Below are 18825 nucleotides of genomic sequence, written 5' to 3' on the forward strand. Positions count from 1 at the left end.
GAAACCCCTGATTCCTCCTGCTGTTTTCGCCGCTACCGTTCGGTCGCATGAAGGCCGTTGGCAAACCGGCGTGCTATCTCGTTGAGTGGTACCTGCCGGAGCTCAATGAGCAAACGGTCGACGACATCGTCACGCGGCTCGACGCCGCCGCCGCCACGGTCAGCGACGAGGGCACCCCCGTCCGACTGCTCGTCACGCTTTCCGTGCCCGCCGACGAAGTCCTGTACGGCGTCTTCGACGCGCACTCCCCCGACATCGTCTCGATGACGTGCATTCGGGCCGGTGCGCCACATCAGCGGCTGTCCGAGCGCATCGGAACGCGGATCCGCCGCGGTCGCCTGTAAGCGGGGCTGATTAGACCGGCGCTCGCGTGGTTACCCTGACTTCTGCAAAGCGGGGGATCAGGGAATGGCTGCGGGGGTTGTCGAGCGTCCTGCCGAGTTCCGCGCTGTCTCGGATCTTCTGCAGTCGGCGGGCATGCATTTATCGGGGCTGGTCATCGACGGCGAAGCCGGCATCGGCAAGACCACCGTCTGGCTCGCCGGGCTCACCGAGGCGGGTGAGCGCGGGTTTCGGGTGTTGTCCGCGCGGGCGGGGCAGGCCGAGACGGTGCTCACGTTCGCCGCGCTCGCCGACCTCCTCGGCGGCGTCGACCCCGACGTCCTCGCCGAACTGCCCGACGTCCAGCGCATCGCCGTCGATCGGGTGTTGTTGCGCACCACCGCCGAGGGTCCGGCGACCGGCGAGAGCGTGGTCGCCGCGGCCTTCGCCGCCGTTGTCGACCGGCTCTCGGCAGACGCTCCGATCCTGCTGGCCATCGACGACGTGCAGTGGCTCGACCCGTCGAGCCAGGCGGTTCTGGCCGCGGCGGCGCGTCGGTTCACCGGCCGCGTCGGACTCCTGATCACCGAGCGCACCGAACACGAGGGTGCCGGCGCGGCGGACTGGCTGCAGCTCGCCGACCCCGACGCGATGGCCCGCGTCCACGTCGGCCCGCTGAGCCTCGGCGGTCTGCACGCGCTGGTCTCGTCGCGCCTTGGCCGGTCGTTCCCCCGTCCGACGATGGTGCGCATCGCGGAGATCTCGGCCGGAAATCCGTTCTACGCACTCGAATTGGCGCGGGCCGTCGACGCAGGCGGCTCCGCGTCGGTGCTACCGGCGACGCTGGCTGAACTGATGCGGATGCGGATCGGACGGCTGGACCGTGAGGTTCAGGATCTGCTGCTGGCCGCGGCATGCGCATCCAATCCGACTGTCGATCTTCTCGCCCAGGTGACCGGCACTCCCGTCGACGTCGCCCACGAGCTACTCGAGGAGCCGAGGACCAAGGGCATCATCGCGCTCGACGGTGACGTCGTGCGGTTCTCCCATCCTCTGCTGGCCCGAAGCGTGTACACCGACGCGACGCCCCGCGAGCGACGCGCGATGCACCGGTCGCTGTCGGAGACGGTGAAGATGCCCGAGCTGCGGGCCAGACACATGGCGCTGGCCGCCTCGAGCGCCGACCCGACGACGTTGAGCGCGCTCGATGTCGCATCGAACGTGGCATCCAGTCGCGGCGCTCCGGCCGCAGCTGCCGAGCTCGTCGAACTGGCCATCCGCCTCGGCGGCGACACCCCGGAACGTCGGATCCGCGCCGCTGACCACCTCATCCACGCAGGCGACCTCCCACGTGCCACCGCACTCCTCCACGGAGTCATCGACACGGTGCCGCACGGCGTGAGCCGGGCCTTGGCGTTGAACCTGTTGGCGGGCATAGAGATTCACCTCAACAGCTTCGCCGAGGCCGTCGAGATGCTCAAGGAGGCGCTCGCCAACGCCGCGGATCAGCTCGACGTCAGGGTGCGCACCATGCTGCTGTTGTCGTTCGCCGAGATCAACGCCGGCGAGTTCGTCCACGCCATGCAGCACTCCGAGCGGGCGGTCATCCTCGCCGAGGGCATCGACGACCCTGATCTGACGAGCCAGGTGCTGGCCATTCGGGCGATGGTGACGAGCATGTGTGGCAACGGGTTCGACGAAACCGCCCTGCGCCGCGCCAATGCCCTGGAAAATCCCCACGGCAACACCTCGATCACGTTGCGCGCCAGCGCAATCTACGGTGTGCTGCTGTCGTGGGCGGGCCGGCTCGACGAGGCCGTCGAGCAGATGTCGATCGTCCGTCGACGCTGCATGCACCGCGGCGCCGAGACCGACCTGGTGTCGGTGGCGTACTACACCACGCTGATGGAGGTCTGGCGGGGCCGTTACACCGCCGCGGCGGCCCTGGCGGACGAAACCGTCGAACGGGCACAGCAACTCGGCGGCGATCCCCTGCAGGTCGTCGGGACGACGATGCGGGCCGTCGTCAGCGCCCACACCGGCCGGGAAACCGAAACCCGCACCACTGCAACGTCGGCCATCGAACTGGCCGAGCGGTGCGGCGCGCCGCGACTGGCTGACTGGGCATCGATCAGCTTGGGATTCCTGGAGGTATCCCTGGGCAACCACGCGGCCGCGATCACCGCCCTGACACCTCTGATCGCGAGGTTTCATAACATGCCGGGCACCGAGATCGTCACGGCCGGTTATGTTCCCGACGCTGTCGAGGCCCTGGTGTCGCTGGGCCGCCACACCGACGCCGAGCCGATGATCAACGCGATCGAAGTCAACGGCCGATGGTTGGACCGCCCGTGGATGCTCGCGATCGGCGCGCGCTGTCGCAGCATGTGGCTTGCCGCACAAGGAGATATCGCCGGTGCCCTCGGTGTGGCCGAGACGGCGCTCAGACACCACGAGCGTCTTCCGATGCCCTTCGAGCGTGCCCGCACGCTCCTACTGGTCGGGCAGCTGCAACGTCGTCAGCGCAAGAAGGAATCCGCGCGCACCGCACTGAACGAGGCCTTGGCAACCTTCGAACAGTTGGGGGCCCAACTGTGGGCCAACCGGGCTCGCGCCGAACTCACCCGCTCCAGCGGTGCGCCCGCGCAAGCGCTCGGACTCACCGCCTCGGAGCAGCGCGTCGCCGAACTCGCAGCCACCGGGATGACGACCCGTGACGTCGCCGCCGCGCTGTTCATCAGCCCGAAGACCGTGGAGTCCAACCTCGCTCGGGTTTACCGCAAGCTCGGCATCAAGTCACGAGCCGAGCTTGGGCGGCTGATGGGCGACGGCTAGTTACGCCTCGGTGAAGTTGCGGGTGACCGACGGGTCGACGGGGATGCCCGGACCAGTCGTGGTCGACACGACGACCTTCTTGAGATAGCGGCCCTTCGACGACGACGGCTTGGCACGCAGGATCTCGTCGAGTGCGGCGCCGTAGTTCTCGGCCAGCTGCTTCTCGTCGAACGAGGCCTTGCCGATCACGAAGTGCAGGTTGGCCTGCTTGTCGACACGGAAGTTGATCTTGCCGCCCTTGATGTCGGACACGGCCTTGGCGACGTCGGGGGTGACGGTGCCGGTCTTGGGGTTCGGCATCAGGCCACGCGGGCCGAGCACGCGGGCGATCTTGCCGACCTTGGCCATCTGGTCCGGCGTCGCGATCGCGGCGTCGAAGTCCAGGAAGCCGCCCTGGATCTTCTCGATCAGGTCGTCGCTGCCGACCTCGTCGGCGCCTGCGGCCAGCGCGGCCTCGGCCTTGTCGCCGACGGCGAACACGACGACGCGCGCGGTCTTACCGGTGCCGTTGGGCAGGTTCACGGTGCCGCGGACCATCTGGTCGGCCTTGCGGGGGTCGACGCCCAGCCGGATCGCAACCTCGACGGTGGCGTCCTGCTTCTTCGACGACGTCTCCTTGGCGAGCCTCGCGGCCTCCAGCGGCGTGTACAGGCGGTCCTTGTCGACCTTCGCCGCGGCTTCGCGATATGCCTTGCTGTTCTTGCTCATTCATATCTCCTAATCAGAGTTGTGGTTGGCGAGCCGATGCCAGCTCTCCCACGGGTTCGCGGCCGAACTACTCGACCGTGATCCCCATCGACCGGGCCGTGCCGGCGATGATCTTGGACGCCGCCTCGATGTCGTTGGCGTTCAAGTCTTCCTTCTTGGTCTCGGCGATCTCGCGCACCTGATCCCAGGTCACCTTGGCGACCTTGGTGCTGTGCGGGGTGCCGGAACCCTTCTGCACGCCTGCGGCCTTCAGCAGCAGCTTGGCGGCGGGCGGGGTCTTCAGCGCGAACGTGAAGCTGCGGTCCTCGTAGACGGTGATCTCCACGGGGATGACGTTGCCGCGCTGGTTCTCCGTCGCGGCGTTGTACGCCTTGCAGAACTCCATGATGTTGACGCCGTGCTGGCCGAGCGCCGGGCCCACGGGCGGGGCGGGGTTGGCCTGCCCGGCCTGGATCTGGAGCTTGATCAGCCCGATGACTTTCTTCTTCGGGGCCATGCTTTTCCTTTCTCCTGCGATTTGTGTGCGTTTAGGAGCGCCCACCGCTCCTTGGCGCACACAAATCGCCTGTGTTAGATCTTGGCGACCTGGTTGAAGGTCAGTTCGACAGGTGTTTCGCGGCCGAAGATGGACACCAGCACCTTGAGCTTCTGCTGTTCGGCGTTGACCTCGCTGATCGACGCAGGCAGCGTGGCGAAGGGGCCATCCATAACGGTGACGGACTCGCCGACCTCGTAATCAACCTCGATGACGGGCCGTTCGATTCCGCCGGTCTCCGCGGCGGCGGCGGCCGTCGACGCGGCCTTACCGGGCTTCTTGGCCGCAGCGGGCGGCAGCAGGAACTTCACCACGTCGTCCAGCGACAGCGGCGACGGCCGCGACGTCGCACCGACGAACCCGGTGACGCCGGGGGTGTTGCGCACCGCGCCCCACGACTCGTCGTTGAGCTCCATGCGGACCAGGATGTAGCCGGGCAGCACCTTGCGGTTGACCTGCTTGCGCTGGCCGTTTTTGATCTCGGTGACCTCTTCGGTGGGCACCTCGACCTGGAAGATGTAGTCGCCGACGTCGAGGTTCTGCACGCGGGTCTCGAGGTTGGCCTTCACCTTGTTCTCGTAGCCGGCGTAGGAGTGGATGACGTACCAGTCGCCGGGCTTGGACCGCAGCTCCTTCTTGAGCGCGACGGCCGGATCCTCGTCCTCTTCCGGAGCCGCCTCAGCAGGAGCCTCGACAGCCGCGTCGGTGCCCTCGACGGTCTCGTCGCTCACGACGTCGACCGACTCGGTCGCAGGGTCGGTGGTGGAAACGTCGACCGCCGTCCCCGCATCAGCGGTGACCTCGTCGGTCTCGGCCGAAGGCGTCTCGCCCTCGAAGCTAGTCACTTGTCAGTCCTCTCGAATTCTCACTGTCCGCACGAGCGCTCAGCCGAACACCCACATCACGAGCTTGCCGATACCCAGATCGACCCCGCCGATCAGCGCCACCATGAACGCCAGGAAAACCAGCACCACCATGGTGTAGCTGACCATCTGCTTGCGGTTCGGCCAGATCACCTTGCGCAGCTCGGCGACGACCTGCTTCAGGTAGTTCCACACGAACGCGATCGGGTTGCGTGAAGGACCGTCGCCACGCTTCTTGGCGGTCTTCTTCGCGGAGCCCGAGCCGTTCTTCGTCGGAGAGGCATCGGTGCCGGTCGCCAGGTCGACAGCGCTGCTGACGTCCTCGCCGGTCGCCGCGCGCCGTGTCCGCTTGCCGCTGGGCCGAGCAGGCCGGGTTACGACCGCGCCGGAGCCGTCGTTGCCGGTGTCGTCGGCCCCTGCGGAGCCGGCACGATCACGCTCGTCGCTCACCGCATGCCTTCCGTCTGTTGGTTATGGACACCATCCAGTGTCCACGCTTGTCGAGTATTCAGTTGAGCAGGGGCGACAGGACTTGAACCTGCAACCTGCGGTTTTGGAGACCGCTGCTCTGCCAGTTGAGCTACGCCCCTTTACGATGACACCGCTGGCGCGGCGATATCGCCGGTTCCGGGGCTCACACAATTCGCGCGCTCCCCGTTCGGTCGATCTAGAAACCGACGGACAGCGCGCTGGACTGGGAAAACCCCGAGTGACGAGTGTAGCGTGCCACCCGCGCAAGGTACTAATCCGCTTTGTCGGCGCTCTGACCGTTCGTGCTGACCGCCGTACGAATGACCTGTCCCGTCTCCGGATCCCACTTCGCCGAGATCGAATTGTCGCCCTCGTGGCCCATGAGCGTGGTGAAAGCCTCCATCACGATCTCGCCGTCCTCGTCGGTGCAGACGTTGCGGGTGGTGACGATGTCGGCGCCGAACCGCTCGTCAACGGTCTCGATATACATCGTCCCGGTCAGCCGGTCGCCGGCCTTCACCGGCCGGTGGAACTTGAACTTCTGGTCCACCTGGACGATCTGCATCGTCTCCATGCCGATGTCGACGTGCTGAAAGAAATGGCGCTGGATCATCACCGCCAAGATCGTCATGAATGTCGGGGGTGCAACGAGTGCCTCGTGGCCAAGCTCGGCCGCCGCGGCCTCGTCATGAGTGGCCGGGTCTTCAGCCTTCACCGCGTGCGCGAACTGGCGGATCTGCTCACGGCCCACGACGAAAACATCCGGGTACTTGTGAACCATCCCGCGGATGTCGGTTTTCAATGCCATCGGTTACGCCAGCTTTGCGGTAGCGATGGCGCGGCCGAAGATCTTCTTGCCGCCCGCAGTGGCCGTCAACGCGATGGTCACTGACTTCGTCTCGGGTTCAACGGATTTCACCCTTCCATTGAAGACGATTTCAGCGCCCACGCCGTCGTTGGGAACCGGGACCACGGCGGTGAACCGCACGTTGTACTCGGTGACCGCCGCCGGGTCGCCGACCCAGGACGTGATGTAGCCGCCACCGAGGCCCATGGTGAGCATGCCGTGCGCGATCGCGGTGTCGAGTCCGACCTGCTTGGCGATCTCGTCGTCCCAGTGAATCGGGTTCAGATCGCCGGATACGCCGGCGTAGTTCACCAGGTCGCTACGAGTCAGTGGGATCACCTTCTCGGGAAGCTGGTCACCCACCTTCACCGAATCGAACTCACGAAGTGCCATGGCTGAAACCCTCTTCTCCGTCTTCGCCAGAACGACCCGCCAGGGTCGTGTAGGTCTCCTGCACAACGTCACCTTTGTCGTCGGTGACGATGTTCTTGGTCACGATGATGTCGGTCCCGTGCGCCTGCCGGACGGAGTCCACGTACACGTCGCAGTAGAGCGTGTCACCGGCGTGTATCGGCTTGCGGAACTTCAGCACCTGGTCGACCTGCACGATCTGCATGTCGTTGATGCCGATGTCGGCGCTTTCGAAGAAGGCCGACTGGGCCATGTAGCCGAACACCGAGATGAACGTCAGCGGCGCGGGAATGCTGGAGTGGCCGAGTTCAGCGGCCGCGGCCTCGTCGTGGTGGGCAGGGTGGTCGTTCTTCACTGCGACGGCGTATTCGCGCAGCTTCTCCCGTCCGACGACATAGTGGTCGGGATAGCGGTAGTGCATCCCGACGATCTGCTCTGACAACGCCACAGTGTGGTGAACCTATCCGTCTAACCCCGGGCGACCGCCCACGGGTCGACGCCTTAGCGCGATTCCTTGTGCGCCTGGTGCTTGCCGCAGTTCGGGCAGAACTTCTTCAGCTCCAGCCTATCGGGGTCGTTGCGGCGGTTCTTCTTGGTGATGTAGTTGCGGTGCTTGCACACCTCGCACGCCAAGGTGATCTTGGGCCGTACGTCAGTACTGGAGGCCACTTCTCTCGTCCTTTGTCTACGGTTCTAACGTCTTGTAGCGGTGGGGGGACTCGATCCCCCGACCTCACGATTATGAGTCGTGCGCTCTAACCAGCTGAGCTACACCGCCCCGATAGTCCGGGCCGGCGCACCGTCCCGTCCACCGAGCCCCCTAACGGAATCGAACCGTTGACCTTTTCCTTACCATGGAAACGCTCTACCGACTGAGCTAAGGGGGCCTGCACTTCACCGAGGCCCGCCAGCCGTGCCGCGGGCCTTAAAGAGGGTACATTCTCGGCGTTTGGCTCGCCAAACCGCTGGTTATCACTTCGCTGAGACCGGGCTTTCATGCAGTTCAGGTCGTGACGTTAGGGGCCAATGTGATCGAACCCGTCGCCCCACGCGTGGCTGTCTATATCGACTTCGACAACATCGTCATCTCCCGCTACGACCAGATTCACGGTCGCAACTCCTTCCAGCGGGACCGGGCGGCCGGTTTCCACAAGAAGCCCGGACGCCTGACGGAGGCGATGGTCGACGTCGGCGCGATCATCGACTTCGCGTCGTCGTTCGGCACGCTGGTGCTGACGCGGGCCTATGCGGACTGGTCGGCCGACGTCAACGCCGAATACCAGGGACAGCTGGTCGGCCGGGCCGTCGACCTGGTGCAGCTGTTCCCTGCGGCGGCGTACGCCAAGAACGGCGCCGACATCCGGTTGGCGGTCGACGCGGTCGAGGACATGTTCCGGCTGCCCGACCTCACCCACGTCGTCATCGTGGCGGGTGATTCCGACTACATCCCGCTGGCGCAGCGCTGCAAGCGGCTGGGCCGCTACGTCGTCGGCATCGGAATCACGGGGTCGATCAGCAAGTCGCTGACCGCCGCGTGCGACGAGTTCGTCACCTACGACGCGTTGCCGGGGGTGCCCGTCGCCGAGCCGGCGAAGAAGAAGCCCCGCAAGAAGGTGGACGAGGGTGCCCAGGAGCCGGACTCGCCGGACCCGCAGGCGACAGCGACGGCGCTGCTCGAACGGGCGCTGCGGATCGGCCACGAGAAAGACGACGCCGACTGGCTGCACAACTCGGCGGTCAAGGCGCAGATGAAGCGGATGGACCCGTCGTTCTCGGAGAAGTCGCTGGGGTTCCGTTCGTTCAGCGATTTCCTGCGATCCCGCAGCGACGTGGCCGAGCTCGACGAGAGCAGCACCACCCGCATGGTGCGACTGCGTCCGCAGGGCAACTAGGCGACTGCTTAGTCTTAGTGCATGACGGACCGCCTGTACTTCCGCCAGTTGCTCTCGGGTCGAGACTTCGCCGCCGGCGACATGATCGCCCAGCAGATGCGCAACTTCGCCTACCTCATCGGCGACCGCGAGACCGGCGACTGCGTCGTGGTCGATCCGGCGTATGCCGCAGGGGATCTGGTCGACACGTTGGAGGCCGACGGTATGCACCTGTCGGGTGTGCTCGTCAGCCATCACCATCCCGACCACGTCGGCGGCTCGATGATTGGCTTCGAACTGAAGGGCCTCGCCGAACTGCTGGAGCGCACCAGTGTGCCTGTTCACGTGAACAACCTTGAGCTGGACTGGGTTTCACGCGTCACCGGGATCGCGCGCAGCGAGCTGACGGGTCATGAGCACGGTGATGTGGTCAAGGTCGGCGACATCGACATCGAGCTGCTGCACACGCCCGGCCACACGCCGGGCAGCCAGTGCTTCCTGCTCGACGGTCGACTCGTCGCGGGCGACACGCTGTTTCTGGAGGGCTGCGGCCGCACCGACTTCCCCGGCGGTGACGTCGACGCGATGTTCCGCAGTCTGCAGGCGCTGGCGCAGCTGTCCGGCGATCCGACGGTCTTTCCCGGCCACTGGTATTCGATCGAACCCAGCGCCTCGCTGTCGGAGGTTCGGCGCACCAACTACGTCTACCGCGCGAGCAATCTGGATCAGTGGCGCATGCTGATGGGCGCCTGACCACGGCGCGACCTGGAATTTTGCCGCAGTAAAACACGTCGGGTTTCGTCGAACCTGAGCTATTCTCCGTGGCCAGCGCCTCAGGGGCGCGGGATCGGAGGACTCGACTCGATGACGACACCGCCCACGCCTGCTGGCTGGTATCCCGATCCCGACGGCAGTGGCGGTCAACGGTATTGGGACGGCAGTTCCTGGACCGAACACCGGTACCCCGCAGCGCCTCCCCCGCCCACGCCTCCCCCGCCCACGCCTCCGCCACCCACGCCGACGCCTCCGCCGGCCGCGCCCGCGGAGCCCGCCGCCAGCGAGCAGCCCACCGCGGTCGTGAACCTGCCACCTGAACCGGCCTCGGACGAGCCCGCGGCGAGTGAGCAGCCGACCGCGATTGTGAACTTGCCGCCCGCACCCGCCGAGGAGCGCGTCGGCGCCCACCGCAAACCCGACCCGGAGAACGAACCCGCGGCATCGCCCGAGTCGTTCACGCAGCGGACCGACCCGGTGAGTCAGCGGATCGCGCCGGATGTCCCGCCTTCGACGCCGCCGCCATCCGGCCCACCGCCGACATTCGGTGCGCCACCCACTGACTCGCCGGCGGCTCCCCGACAATCAGACCCGTACCCCTCCGCGCCGACGTTCGGTGAATACGCACCCGAGGCACCACCGCCGAGTCGCAACCGCGGCCTCGCTGTGTGGTACGGCATCGGAGTTGCTGTCCTGCTTGTGATTCTGGCGGGCGTGGCCATCTACGGTTTCGTGATCAAGGATCAGCCCGAGATAGAGATCTCGTCGCCGGGCACCTCGACCGAGGAGTCCCCCACTTCCACGGAGACGTCGACCCCATCGGAGACGCCCACGGAGACGCCGACCGCAGAGCCGACGACGGTAGGCCCGACCGGGGACGTCGTCGACGGCCCGCTGTCGTTCACCGTCCACGGCATCGAGGTCGGCGAGACGGTGGTGATGTCGGATGCGCCGCTCGAGAAGACCGCGGTCGGCGAGTTCATCGTCGTGCACATGACCGTGACGAACGTCGGCACCGACCCGGCAACGTTCATCGGCTCGTTCCAGACGCTGCACGCCGGAGGGACGACGTTCGCATTGGACGACGAGGCGACGGCCTACCTCGAAGGGACATTCGCAGACCTCGCGCCGGGCGCCTCCGCCGACGTTTCCCTCGCGTTCGACGTGCCGCAGGGCACACCGGCAGAAACCATTGAGCTGCACGCCGATCCCACCACTCCCGGCGCGGAGGTTCCGCTCTCCTGACGTTTGCTGACATCCATACCGCACGGTTTGCTGCAAACCTCGATAGGAACTTTCGCCTCTGCTTACCCACCGTCCTGGCGTTTTACAGCAAATGACGCTCGCGACAATATTTTGAGTGCTGTGAGAGCCGCTGGACCGTGATATACAGCGGGGCGTGGAAACGGTCGAACTCCGGTCTCTGAGCGTGACCGATGTATCGGCCACGGGGTGGACCGCACTGGCCGCCTGGGTGGCCGTGATGGTTCTCGTCGCCGCGCTGGTGTACGCGTGGCGGGCATATCAGCGCGCCAGGGCGCAGGCCGAAGAACTCATGCAGCCCAACGTGGCGATGTACATGGAGCCCGCCGCCAACGACTGGCATCTCGTCGAGCTGGTGGTGCGGAACTTCGGGCAGACCCCGGCGTACGGCATCCGATTCGAATGGGCTCATCCGCCGACCGTCGGTAAGTACGAAAACCTGTACGAGGACCGCTATTACGACATCGTCCCGCTGAACCTGCCGGCCGAGATCCCGTACCTGGCGCCGTCGCAGGAGTGGCGAATCGTATGGGATTCCGCGCTCGACCGCCGCGAACTCGGCGAAGCCATCGCGTCCCGATTCGACGGCGCGGTCACCTATACCGACCAGCCGCCGAACAAGGGCTCCAAACGCGCCGGTCGTCAGTTCCGCTCGGCGGCCGTATTGGACTGGGCGACACTGCATCCCGTCGAACGCCTCGAGCTGCTGACCACCCATGACCTGGCGCGCCAGGAGAAGCAGAAGCTGGAACTGCTGCGCAACCTGCTGACCTACTACCACTATGCGGCCAGCGAGAGTCGCGAAGAGGTGCTGCGCAGCGAGATCAACCGGGTGCGCAACGCCGCCGACAAGATGCGCGAGCGCCTGGCCACCGCCAAGGTCGGCACGCCCAACGGCCAGGCCGCCCCGCCGCGCAACATGCCGTTCAACCCGCCAGTGCTCGTCCGCGAGAACGGCGCGGCCTACGAGGACGACGACGCCCACACCCAGGTGCTCAACGGAGCGCCGCGGCACCGCCGAGATCTCGGCTGATCGCCAGGTTTTCGAAGCCCGGCAGCCCCCTCCGCTGCCGGGCCTGGTGAAAAGCTATAGCGGTGCGCCATCGGCGTCGTGAGTAGCCGACTACTCCACTCGGAAGCGGCCTTCCAATTCGTAACGATGTTACGTAACATCGATCTGAAATCGCAGCGCACTCAAAGGAGAGGCGATGACCAGCACAGTTGGCTACGAGCTCAATGATTCGGTCGCGACGATCACCATGGACGACGGCAAGGTCAACGTGCTGGGTCCAGACATGCAAGCCGCGATCAACGAGGCCCTCGACCGGGCCGAGAAGGACTCCGCGAAGGCGGTCGTGATCGCGGGCAACGAGCGGGTGTTCAGCGGTGGGTTCGACCTCGCGGTGTTCCAGTCCGGCGATGCGAAAGCGGCGCTGGGCATGTTGACCGGCGGCTTCGAGCTGGCGGTGCGGTGCCTGACGTTCCCGGCGCCGGTGATCATGGCGGCGACTGGTTCGGCGATCGCGATGGGGTCGTTCTTGCTGCTATCGGGGGACCATCGGGTGGGTCAGCCGAAGACCAAGTGCCAGGCGATCGAGGTGGCCATCGGCATGACGATCCCGATCGCCGCGATCGAGATCATGCGGATGCGGTTGACGCCCGCCGCGTTCCAGCGTGGTGCGGCGTTGGCGTCGATCTACTCAGGCGACGAGGCGATCGCCGCGGGCTGGCTGGACGCGATCGTCGAAAAGGACGCCGTGCTCGCCACCGCCCAGGAGGCCGCCGCCGAGGCCGCGAAGCTGCACACGGGTGCGCACGTGGCGACCAAGCTGAAGGCGCGCGATTCGGCGTTGAAGGCAATCCGGGCCGGAATCGACGGATTGGCAACGGAATTCACGCTCGGCTAGGCCGCTGACGTGCCCAGGGCCAAGCAACGCACGCCCGAACTCCGCGAGCATCTGCTCGGTGTCGCGATCGCGACGCTGGCCGAGGAGGGCGTGGCCGGGTTCACGACGCGGCGGGTGGCCGAGCGCGCCGGGACGTCGGTGCCCGCGGTCTACGAGCTGTTCGTCGACAAGGCCGGCCTGGTGCGCGCGATGTTCTTCGAGGGCTTCCGGCTGCTCGGAGCCGAGTTGGCGCAGGTGCCGACAACCGACGATCCGCTGGCCGACCTGGAACGGCTCGTGCCCGTGTTCCGGCTCTTCTGCCGGGCCTACCCCAGGCTGGCGCAGGTGATGTTCTCGCGGCCGTTCATGGACTTCGAGCCGGGGCCCGACGAGTTGGCGGCGGGCGCGTCGGTGCGCGAGGTCTTCGTCGGCCGGATACAGCGCTGCGTCGATGAGGGGCTGCTGTCCGGCGACGTCGCCGACATCGCGCACGTACTGCTGGCGTTGGCACAGGGCCTGGCGGTGCAGGAGCTGGGCCGGTGGCTGGGTCCGTCGGGGCAGGTGGTCGAGCGGCGGTGGAAGTTGGGTGTGCGGTCGCTGTTGGAGGGCTTCCGGGCCGTCTGACCCCCCCGGCGAGCAGACACATACACCCCCAAATCTGACCCACATTGGGGGTGTGCGCGTCTGCTCGCCGCAGAGAGGATTGGGGCAATTGCCCCATGTGACCGCTCGGGCCGCCGACAAATGATGACCCGCATGACCACTACACCCGAAGCGGCCGCGGCCGCGTCCAAGAATCTGCCCCTCCCCGACGGCGACGAGGAACGCGTCGTCGGCTTCGGCGTCATGGGCCTGCCCTTCGCCAACGGCCATTACCTCGCGTTCCGCGACTTCCTCGAGACGTCGTTCTCCCCCGCGTATCTGTCGGTGTGGCATCGCACCCCGGATGGCGTATGGACGTTCTACGCGACGACACCCGGCCCGCAGAGCTGCTCGCGCTACTTCAGCTCCGCCACCCCCGTCGATCCGGTCGTCTGCGACATCACGTCGCACTGGGTCACACCGTGGTCGCTCGCGATTTCCATTGACGGAGTGGTGGATTGGCGTGTCGACATCACCACGACGCCGGCGACGCGACTGATGAGCGCCATCGGATCGCGGATGCCCGCGCCGGTGTCGAGGAGTCGCAAAGCCCTCGCCGCGATCAGTCGGATCGTGGGCCCGCTGCTGGGTATCGGGAAGATCAACCTGACCGGCAACCTGCCCAACGGCCAGGAGTTCCGGATCGCACCGCGACGGGTCTGGGCCGTCGCCGACTCGAGCGCCGTCGTCAAGGGTGAGGATCTCGGGCCCATCGGCCCGCATCCCGTCCAGGGCAACCTCGCCGACTTCCAATTGCCCCAGCGCGGCATCTGCGTCGTCGCGCAGGGCCGTTTCGAGGCGTTCGACGTGACCAGGCACCGCGACGGCCACCGTCTTGACATATCCAGCTGACCAAACCGATGACCACCCTGCAGAATCGGCAGATGGCCTCCGGGCAGGCGCCGCCAGACCTTCCGACGCGTGCGGAAGTGCTGGCGGCGCTGTCGGTCGCGATCGACCTCGGGCTGGGGCAGCCCGCCGAACACATGCTGCGGTCCTCGCTGATCGCGACGCGGATCGCCGACCGGCTGGGACTCACTGCATCGCAGCGCGATTGCATCTACTACGCGACGCTGATCATGTGGATCGGCTGCCATGCCGACTCCCACGAGTACGCCCGCTGGTTCGGCGACGACATCGCGGTAAGACGCGGCTCGTATCTCGTCGACTGGTCCGGGCTGCCCTATCAGCGTTTCCTGCTGACCAACATCGGCCGGGGCGAGTCACTGCTGACGCGACTGAAGATCGCCGCGACGCTGTATGCCAATGCGCGAGGACACATTTCGCAGCTCATCCACTCGCACTGCACGTCGGCGGCGCTGCTGGCCGAACGGATCGGGCTGTCCGACGACGTGCAGACGGCGTTGCGGTTCACCTTCGAACGCTACGACGGTGGCGGACTGCCCGACGGGGCGTCGGGCGATGCGATCCCGATCGAGATGCGGGTGGCCCAACTCGCCGACATGGTCGAGGTGCACCAGCGCGAGTACGGGATCGAGGGCGCGGTCGCGATGGCCCGCAGCCGCCGGGGCGGGCAGTTCGATCCCGCGGTGGTCGACGCGTTCGTCGCCGACCCGTCGCACATACTCGCGGTCCCGTCCGCCGGTGACGTGTGGGCCACCGCGCTGCAGCACGCACCCGACCGCAACACCCGCCTGGACGGGCCATCGCTGGACGTACTGCTGGTCGCGCTCGGCGATTTCGTCGACCTCAAATGCCCGTTCACCCTCGGCCATTCGCGCGCGGTCGCACAGCTGGCCGCCGACGCGGCGGTCACCGTCGGTCTGGACGACGAGGCGGTCACCCTGATCCGCAGGGCGGCATGCGTACACGACATCGGCCGCATCGGCGTGTCGAACCAGATCTGGTCCAAGTCAAGCGCTTTGACGATGGCCGAGTTCGAGCGGATGCGCCTTCACCCGTACCTGTCGGAGCGCATCCTGTCGCGGGTAGCTGGCCTGAAGGACGTCGCGGCCGTCGCCACCAACCACCACGAATGCCTCGACGGCTCCGGCTATCCGCGCGGCTTGTCCGCGCGTCAGTTGACGATGCCTGACCGGTTGTTGGCCTGCGCGGTCAGCTACCAGAGCGCGCTCGAACCCCGGCCCTACCGCGAGGCGCTCGGGCCGGCGGGCGCGGCGCGTCGGCTGCGGGAACGCGTCCGCGACGGCGAACTGGACTCGGTGGCCGCCGACGCCGTGCTCTACGCCTCCGGGCAGGCGCCGGGCCGGCCGAAGGCGCGGCCACACGGGCTGACCGCACGCGAGGTCGAGGTGCTCCGCCTGGTGGCGCAGGGCGCCAGCAACAAGGAGATCGCGGCCAAACTGGTGCTCAGCGAGAAGACGGTCCGCAATCACGTCGAGCGCACCTACACCAAGATCGGCGTCTCGAACCGGATCGGAGCCAGCATGTACGCCCTCGAACACGGCCTGGTCGCCGAGAGTTGAGGCATTCGCCTCACGCGCCGGGGGCCGCCTGAGGTGAAGAGTCGAACCATGAACCGATATCTCGCCGTGGTCTACGGCATCTTCAGTTACACCCTGTTCCTTGTTGCCTTTCTGTACCTGATCGGGTTTGTCGGCGGGCTGCTCGTGCCACGCAGCGTCGACAGCGCCGGCACCGCTCCCGTGGGGTGGGCGGTACTCATCGACATCGTGTTGGTGACGCTGTTCGCGCTGCAGCACAGCGTCATGGCCCGGCCGGCGTTCAAACGCTGGTGGACGCGCATCGTGCCGGAACCCATCGAGCGCAGCACATTCGTGCTGATCGCGAGTCTCGTTCTCGCCCTAATGTTTTGGCAATGGCGCGAGTTGCCCTCGGTGGTGTGGGACGTGACGTGGCAGCCGGCGCGGCTTGCGGTGTGGACGCTGTTCTGGCTGGGCTGGGCGATCGTGCTGGCGGCGACGTTCATGATCAACCACTTCGAGTTGTTCGGGCTGAAGCAGGTGTTCGCCGCATGGCGATCGCGGCCTGCCGTCGAGACCGGTTTCCGGACGACGCTGTTCTACCGCGTGGTGCGCCACCCGTTGATGCTGGGCTTCATCATCGCCTTCTGGGCCGCCCCGACGATGACCGCGGGCCATCTGCTGTTCGCGGCGACGATGACGGGATACATCCTGCTCGCGTTGCAGATCGAGGAGCACGACCTGATGGCGGCTTTGGGCACGCACTATGCCGAGTACCGGAAGCGAGTGCCGATGCTGATCCCGGGTCTACACAAGCGAGACACTGACATCATGGTGAGGTGACCGAGGTTCGAGGCCGGGTGTGGCGCCACGGCAAGCCCCAGGACGGCTTCGAGTTCTCGTCGATCTCGGACTGCCTCACTGACGACGGCACGTTGGTCTGGTGCGACATCTACGACCCCAACCACGCGATCCTCAAGGACCTGGCGAACGAACTCGAACTCGACACGTGGGCGGTCGAGGACGCGCTCGCCGAGGCCGAGCGGACCAAGGCGGTCGTCTACCGCACGCACACCTTCTTCACCGTCTACAGCGTCGCGGTGAAGGATCCGCTGCCCGAGGACGACGCCGCGTCGATTCTCGACATCCACCGGATCTCCGGGTTCGTGTTGCCACGCGGATTGATCACGGTGCGGTTGTCGCCGCACTTCGACATCGACGCCGTCTCGGAGCGGTTCGACGAGCTCGGCGGCCAGGAGTTCGGGGTGGGTGCGCTGGTGCACGGACTGCTCGACGTCGTGGTCGACAGTCACTTCGACGCGGTGCAGGCGCTCGACGACGGCATCGAGGCGATCGAGGACGATCTGTTCGCCAACAACACTCGAAAGGGTATACAGCGCAAGACGTTCAGCCTGCGCAAGGATCTCGTCGAGCTGCGCCGAGTCGTGCTGCCGATGCGCGAGGTCGTCAACTCGATTCAGCACCGCAGGCTGGACGCCAAGACCTCCCCCGAGCTCGACCCGCTGTACGCCGACCTCTACGACCACGTGTTACGTGCCTCGGAGTGGACAGAATCGTTGCGGGACATGGTCACAACGGTGTTCGAGACCAACCTGTCGCTGCAGGACGCGCGGCTGAACACGGTGATGAAGAAGCTCACCGGGTGGGCCGCGATCATCGCGGTCCCGACGGCGATCACCGGTTTCTACGGCCAGAATGTGTTGTACCCGGGCATCGACACCTTCGGCGGGTTCGTGACCAGTACGGCGATCATCGTGCTGATCGTGATCGTCCTGTACTGGATGTTCAAGCGACGGGATTGGCTCTGAGCAGTTCGTCGACCCGCAACAGGTCCGCGTCGGTGTTGAGGGTCAGCACGCCGACCACGTCACCGTCGGCCTCGTGCCAGACGGTGAACCCGCCGTGGTGGTCGACCAGTCGGCAGGTGTCGTAACCGCCCCAGCCGCGGTACTTGAGGACGGAATCGCCGATAGTGCAGGAGAATCCGGGAATCTGATCCCATGCGGCGTCGATGCCTGCGGCCGCGAGTCCGGCGACCAGACCCTGAACCGCGGCGTCGCGCCAATGCTCGGACCGGATGCGTCGCCGCGCTGTCACGTTGTGAGCGAGCGCCACATCGCCCGCGGCATAGACGTTGCGCGCCGACGCGCGCATGTGCTCGTCGACGACGATGCGCCCATCGCTGGTCTCCAATCCCGCCGACTCGGCCAGTCGGATGTCCGGACGCACGCCGGTCGCCAGGACGACGAGGTCCGCTTTGACCTCCGTCCCATCGTCGAACACCACACCCGTGTCACGGATCTCGGTGACGGTGGTCTCGCCGACGAACCCGACGCCGTTGTCGGACAGGATCTTCAGCACGCGCTCACCAGCCTCGGGACCGAAACGCCGTTGCACGGGAACGGCTTCCGCGGCCACCAGCGCGGTCTCCACGCCGCGGGCGGCGAGACAGGCGGCGGCCTCACAGCCGATCAGGCCCGCCCCGATGACGACGGCCGACTCCGCATAGCGGGCGGCCATTTTCAGCGCGACGGCGTCGGCGAACGACCGCAGGCTCAGTGCCGTTGAGGCGCCGGGGATATCCGGCTTGACCGGTGTGGCGCCCGACGCGATGACGAGATGCCAGTAGGGATACCGCTGGCCGCCGGCGGTGATGACCTCCTGGTCGTCGGTGTCGATGCGGTCGACGGTGATGCCGCGGATGAGTTCGATCTTGTGGTGGTCGAACCACCCGGCGCTGTGCAGGTCGCGCTTGTCCTCGCGATCGCACAGGAAGCCCTTGCTCAGCGGAGGCTTGGCGTAGGGCAGCGCGGGGTCGCCGGTGAGGATGCGCACGGGGATGCCGGGGTGTTTGCTGCGGAACGTCTCCGCCGCGCTCAGCCCCGCGGGCCCACTCCCGATGGCGATGAAGCCTGCTGCCGCCACATCTCCTGGGTACCACTGCGCGGAGCGCGACACGTCGCTTGTCAGGC

The 18825-nt window shown here is 66.5% G+C and carries 21 protein-coding genes and 3 tRNA genes; 12 read left to right on the forward strand and 12 right to left on the reverse strand.

Going from position 1 to position 18825, the window contains the following annotated elements; translation table 11 throughout:
- Positions 1 to 47 precede the first annotated feature (47 nt).
- Both G6N43_RS27165 and G6N43_RS27170 read left to right on the forward strand, forming a co-directional pair.
- The gene (locus G6N43_RS27165; protein ID WP_083157264.1) at positions 48 to 344 is read left to right on the forward strand and encodes a hypothetical protein; all 297 of its coding nucleotides are present in this window, start codon (positions 48 to 50) and stop codon (positions 342 to 344) included.
- Positions 345 to 408: 64 nt separating this feature from the next.
- Positions 409 to 3156, forward strand: a complete 2748-nt coding sequence (locus G6N43_RS27170; protein ID WP_083157265.1) for an AAA family ATPase — start codon at positions 409 to 411, stop codon at positions 3154 to 3156.
- Here G6N43_RS27170 and rplA read toward each other — a convergent pair whose 3' ends face one another.
- From rplA to G6N43_RS27225, 11 genes are all read right to left on the reverse strand, one after another.
- The gene (gene rplA, locus G6N43_RS27175) at positions 3157 to 3864 is read right to left on the reverse strand and encodes a 50S ribosomal protein L1 (RefSeq protein ID WP_083157266.1); all 708 of its coding nucleotides are present in this window, start codon (positions 3862 to 3864) and stop codon (positions 3157 to 3159) included. It lies immediately after the preceding gene.
- Positions 3865 to 3931: 67 nt separating this feature from the next.
- Positions 3932 to 4360: a 50S ribosomal protein L11 gene (gene rplK / locus G6N43_RS27180; RefSeq protein WP_083157267.1), complete on the reverse strand. Its 429-nt coding sequence runs from the start codon at positions 4358 to 4360 to the stop codon at positions 3932 to 3934.
- 74 nt (positions 4361 to 4434) lie between these two features.
- A complete protein-coding gene (nusG, locus tag G6N43_RS27185; RefSeq protein ID WP_083157268.1) occupies positions 4435 to 5244 on the reverse strand; it encodes a transcription termination/antitermination protein NusG in 810 nt (269 codons plus the stop codon).
- Between the two features lie 39 nt (positions 5245 to 5283).
- Positions 5284 to 5712 (reverse strand): preprotein translocase subunit SecE, encoded by a 429-nt coding sequence (secE, locus tag G6N43_RS27190; protein ID WP_083157269.1) that lies wholly within the window; start codon positions 5710 to 5712, stop codon positions 5284 to 5286.
- Positions 5713 to 5779: 67 nt separating this feature from the next.
- Positions 5780 to 5852, reverse strand: a tRNA-Trp gene (locus G6N43_RS27195).
- Between the two features lie 152 nt (positions 5853 to 6004).
- Entirely contained in the window at positions 6005 to 6541 is a 537-nt protein-coding gene (hadC, locus tag G6N43_RS27200) for a (3R)-hydroxyacyl-ACP dehydratase subunit HadC (protein WP_083157270.1), read from the reverse strand.
- 3 nt (positions 6542 to 6544) lie between these two features.
- The gene (gene hadB / locus G6N43_RS27205) at positions 6545 to 6973 is read right to left on the reverse strand and encodes a (3R)-hydroxyacyl-ACP dehydratase subunit HadB (protein ID WP_083157271.1); all 429 of its coding nucleotides are present in this window, start codon (positions 6971 to 6973) and stop codon (positions 6545 to 6547) included.
- Positions 6960 to 7439, reverse strand: a complete 480-nt coding sequence (hadA, locus tag G6N43_RS27210) for a (3R)-hydroxyacyl-ACP dehydratase subunit HadA (RefSeq protein ID WP_083157272.1) — start codon at positions 7437 to 7439, stop codon at positions 6960 to 6962. Before hadA ends, hadB begins: the two co-directional genes overlap by 14 nt.
- Positions 7440 to 7492: 53 nt before the next feature.
- The gene (gene rpmG, locus G6N43_RS27215) at positions 7493 to 7660 is read right to left on the reverse strand and encodes a 50S ribosomal protein L33 (RefSeq protein ID WP_006246868.1); all 168 of its coding nucleotides are present in this window, start codon (positions 7658 to 7660) and stop codon (positions 7493 to 7495) included.
- Positions 7661 to 7695: 35 nt separating this feature from the next.
- A tRNA-Met gene (locus G6N43_RS27220) sits at positions 7696 to 7769 on the reverse strand.
- A 36-nt stretch (positions 7770 to 7805) separates the two neighbouring features.
- A tRNA-Thr gene (locus tag G6N43_RS27225) sits at positions 7806 to 7878 on the reverse strand.
- A gap of 141 nt (positions 7879 to 8019) precedes the next feature.
- Between G6N43_RS27225 and G6N43_RS27230 the strand changes: the two genes are divergently transcribed.
- The 10 genes from G6N43_RS27230 to G6N43_RS27275 all read left to right on the forward strand — a co-directional run bounded on the left by G6N43_RS27230 (position 8020) and on the right by G6N43_RS27275 (position 17661).
- Positions 8020 to 8883: an NYN domain-containing protein gene (locus tag G6N43_RS27230; protein WP_083157273.1), complete on the forward strand. Its 864-nt coding sequence runs from the start codon at positions 8020 to 8022 to the stop codon at positions 8881 to 8883.
- Between the two features lie 21 nt (positions 8884 to 8904).
- Complete coding sequence (locus G6N43_RS27235; RefSeq protein ID WP_083157274.1) at positions 8905 to 9615, forward strand: MBL fold metallo-hydrolase; 711 nt, start codon at positions 8905 to 8907, stop codon at positions 9613 to 9615.
- Between the two features lie 111 nt (positions 9616 to 9726).
- Positions 9727 to 10881 (forward strand): DUF4352 domain-containing protein, encoded by a 1155-nt coding sequence (locus tag G6N43_RS27240; protein ID WP_163658227.1) that lies wholly within the window; start codon positions 9727 to 9729, stop codon positions 10879 to 10881.
- Between the two features lie 154 nt (positions 10882 to 11035).
- The gene (locus G6N43_RS27245) at positions 11036 to 11932 is read left to right on the forward strand and encodes a DUF8453 domain-containing protein (RefSeq protein WP_179967932.1); all 897 of its coding nucleotides are present in this window, start codon (positions 11036 to 11038) and stop codon (positions 11930 to 11932) included.
- Between the two features lie 175 nt (positions 11933 to 12107).
- Positions 12108 to 12806 carry a crotonase/enoyl-CoA hydratase family protein gene (locus tag G6N43_RS27250; RefSeq protein ID WP_083157276.1) on the forward strand — a complete coding sequence of 233 codons (699 nt, stop codon included), beginning with the start codon at positions 12108 to 12110 and terminating at the stop codon, positions 12804 to 12806.
- Between the two features lie 9 nt (positions 12807 to 12815).
- Positions 12816 to 13409, forward strand: a complete 594-nt coding sequence (locus G6N43_RS27255; RefSeq protein ID WP_083157277.1) for a TetR/AcrR family transcriptional regulator — start codon at positions 12816 to 12818, stop codon at positions 13407 to 13409.
- Between the two features lie 123 nt (positions 13410 to 13532).
- Positions 13533 to 14279: a hypothetical protein gene (locus tag G6N43_RS27260; RefSeq protein ID WP_179967933.1), complete on the forward strand. Its 747-nt coding sequence runs from the start codon at positions 13533 to 13535 to the stop codon at positions 14277 to 14279.
- Between the two features lie 8 nt (positions 14280 to 14287).
- Positions 14288 to 15874 carry an HD domain-containing phosphohydrolase gene (locus G6N43_RS27265; protein WP_083157278.1) on the forward strand — a complete coding sequence of 529 codons (1587 nt, stop codon included), beginning with the start codon at positions 14288 to 14290 and terminating at the stop codon, positions 15872 to 15874.
- Positions 15875 to 15922: 48 nt separating this feature from the next.
- On the forward strand, positions 15923 to 16675 hold the full coding sequence (gene mddA, locus G6N43_RS27270; protein ID WP_083157279.1) for a methanethiol S-methyltransferase: 753 nt from the start codon (positions 15923 to 15925) through the stop codon (positions 16673 to 16675).
- Positions 16672 to 17661 (forward strand): magnesium transporter CorA family protein, encoded by a 990-nt coding sequence (locus G6N43_RS27275; protein WP_083157280.1) that lies wholly within the window; start codon positions 16672 to 16674, stop codon positions 17659 to 17661. The genes mddA and G6N43_RS27275 overlap by 4 nt, the downstream gene beginning before the upstream one ends.
- Here the strand turns inward: G6N43_RS27275 and G6N43_RS27280 are convergent.
- A complete protein-coding gene (locus G6N43_RS27280) occupies positions 17639 to 18778 on the reverse strand; it encodes an NAD(P)/FAD-dependent oxidoreductase (protein ID WP_083157288.1) in 1140 nt (379 codons plus the stop codon). The two genes, G6N43_RS27275 and G6N43_RS27280, sit on opposite strands and share 23 nt — an antisense overlap.
- Positions 18779 to 18825: the final 47 nt, after the last annotated feature.

It is taken from the genome of Mycolicibacterium moriokaense, from assembly GCF_010726085.1.
GTDB lineage: Bacteria > Actinomycetota > Actinomycetes > Mycobacteriales > Mycobacteriaceae > Mycobacterium > Mycobacterium moriokaense.

What these genes read in the sequence shown, in the direction of transcription:
- G6N43_RS27250 (WP_083157276.1), top strand. Translation starts at nt 12,108, where the DNA reads ATGACCAGCACAGTTGGCTACGAGCTCAATGATTCGGTCGCGACGATC.
- G6N43_RS27165 (WP_083157264.1), top strand. Translation starts at nt 48, where the DNA reads ATGAAGGCCGTTGGCAAACCGGCGTGCTATCTCGTTGAGTGGTACCTG.
- rplK (WP_083157267.1), bottom strand. Translation starts at nt 4,360, where the DNA reads ATGGCCCCGAAGAAGAAAGTCATCGGGCTGATCAAGCTCCAGATCCAG.
- G6N43_RS27260 (WP_179967933.1), top strand. Translation starts at nt 13,533, where the DNA reads ATGACCCGCATGACCACTACACCCGAAGCGGCCGCGGCCGCGTCCAAG.
- hadC (WP_083157270.1), bottom strand. Translation starts at nt 6,541, where the DNA reads ATGGCATTGAAAACCGACATCCGCGGGATGGTTCACAAGTACCCGGAT.
- G6N43_RS27265 (WP_083157278.1), top strand. Translation starts at nt 14,288, where the DNA reads ATGACCACCCTGCAGAATCGGCAGATGGCCTCCGGGCAGGCGCCGCCA.
- mddA (WP_083157279.1), top strand. Translation starts at nt 15,923, where the DNA reads ATGAACCGATATCTCGCCGTGGTCTACGGCATCTTCAGTTACACCCTG.
- hadB (WP_083157271.1), bottom strand. Translation starts at nt 6,973, where the DNA reads ATGGCACTTCGTGAGTTCGATTCGGTGAAGGTGGGTGACCAGCTTCCC.
- G6N43_RS27235 (WP_083157274.1), top strand. Translation starts at nt 8,905, where the DNA reads ATGACGGACCGCCTGTACTTCCGCCAGTTGCTCTCGGGTCGAGACTTC.
- G6N43_RS27240 (WP_163658227.1), top strand. Translation starts at nt 9,727, where the DNA reads ATGACGACACCGCCCACGCCTGCTGGCTGGTATCCCGATCCCGACGGC.
- G6N43_RS27170 (WP_083157265.1), top strand. Translation starts at nt 409, where the DNA reads ATGGCTGCGGGGGTTGTCGAGCGTCCTGCCGAGTTCCGCGCTGTCTCG.
- rplA (WP_083157266.1), bottom strand. Translation starts at nt 3,864, where the DNA reads ATGAGCAAGAACAGCAAGGCATATCGCGAAGCCGCGGCGAAGGTCGAC.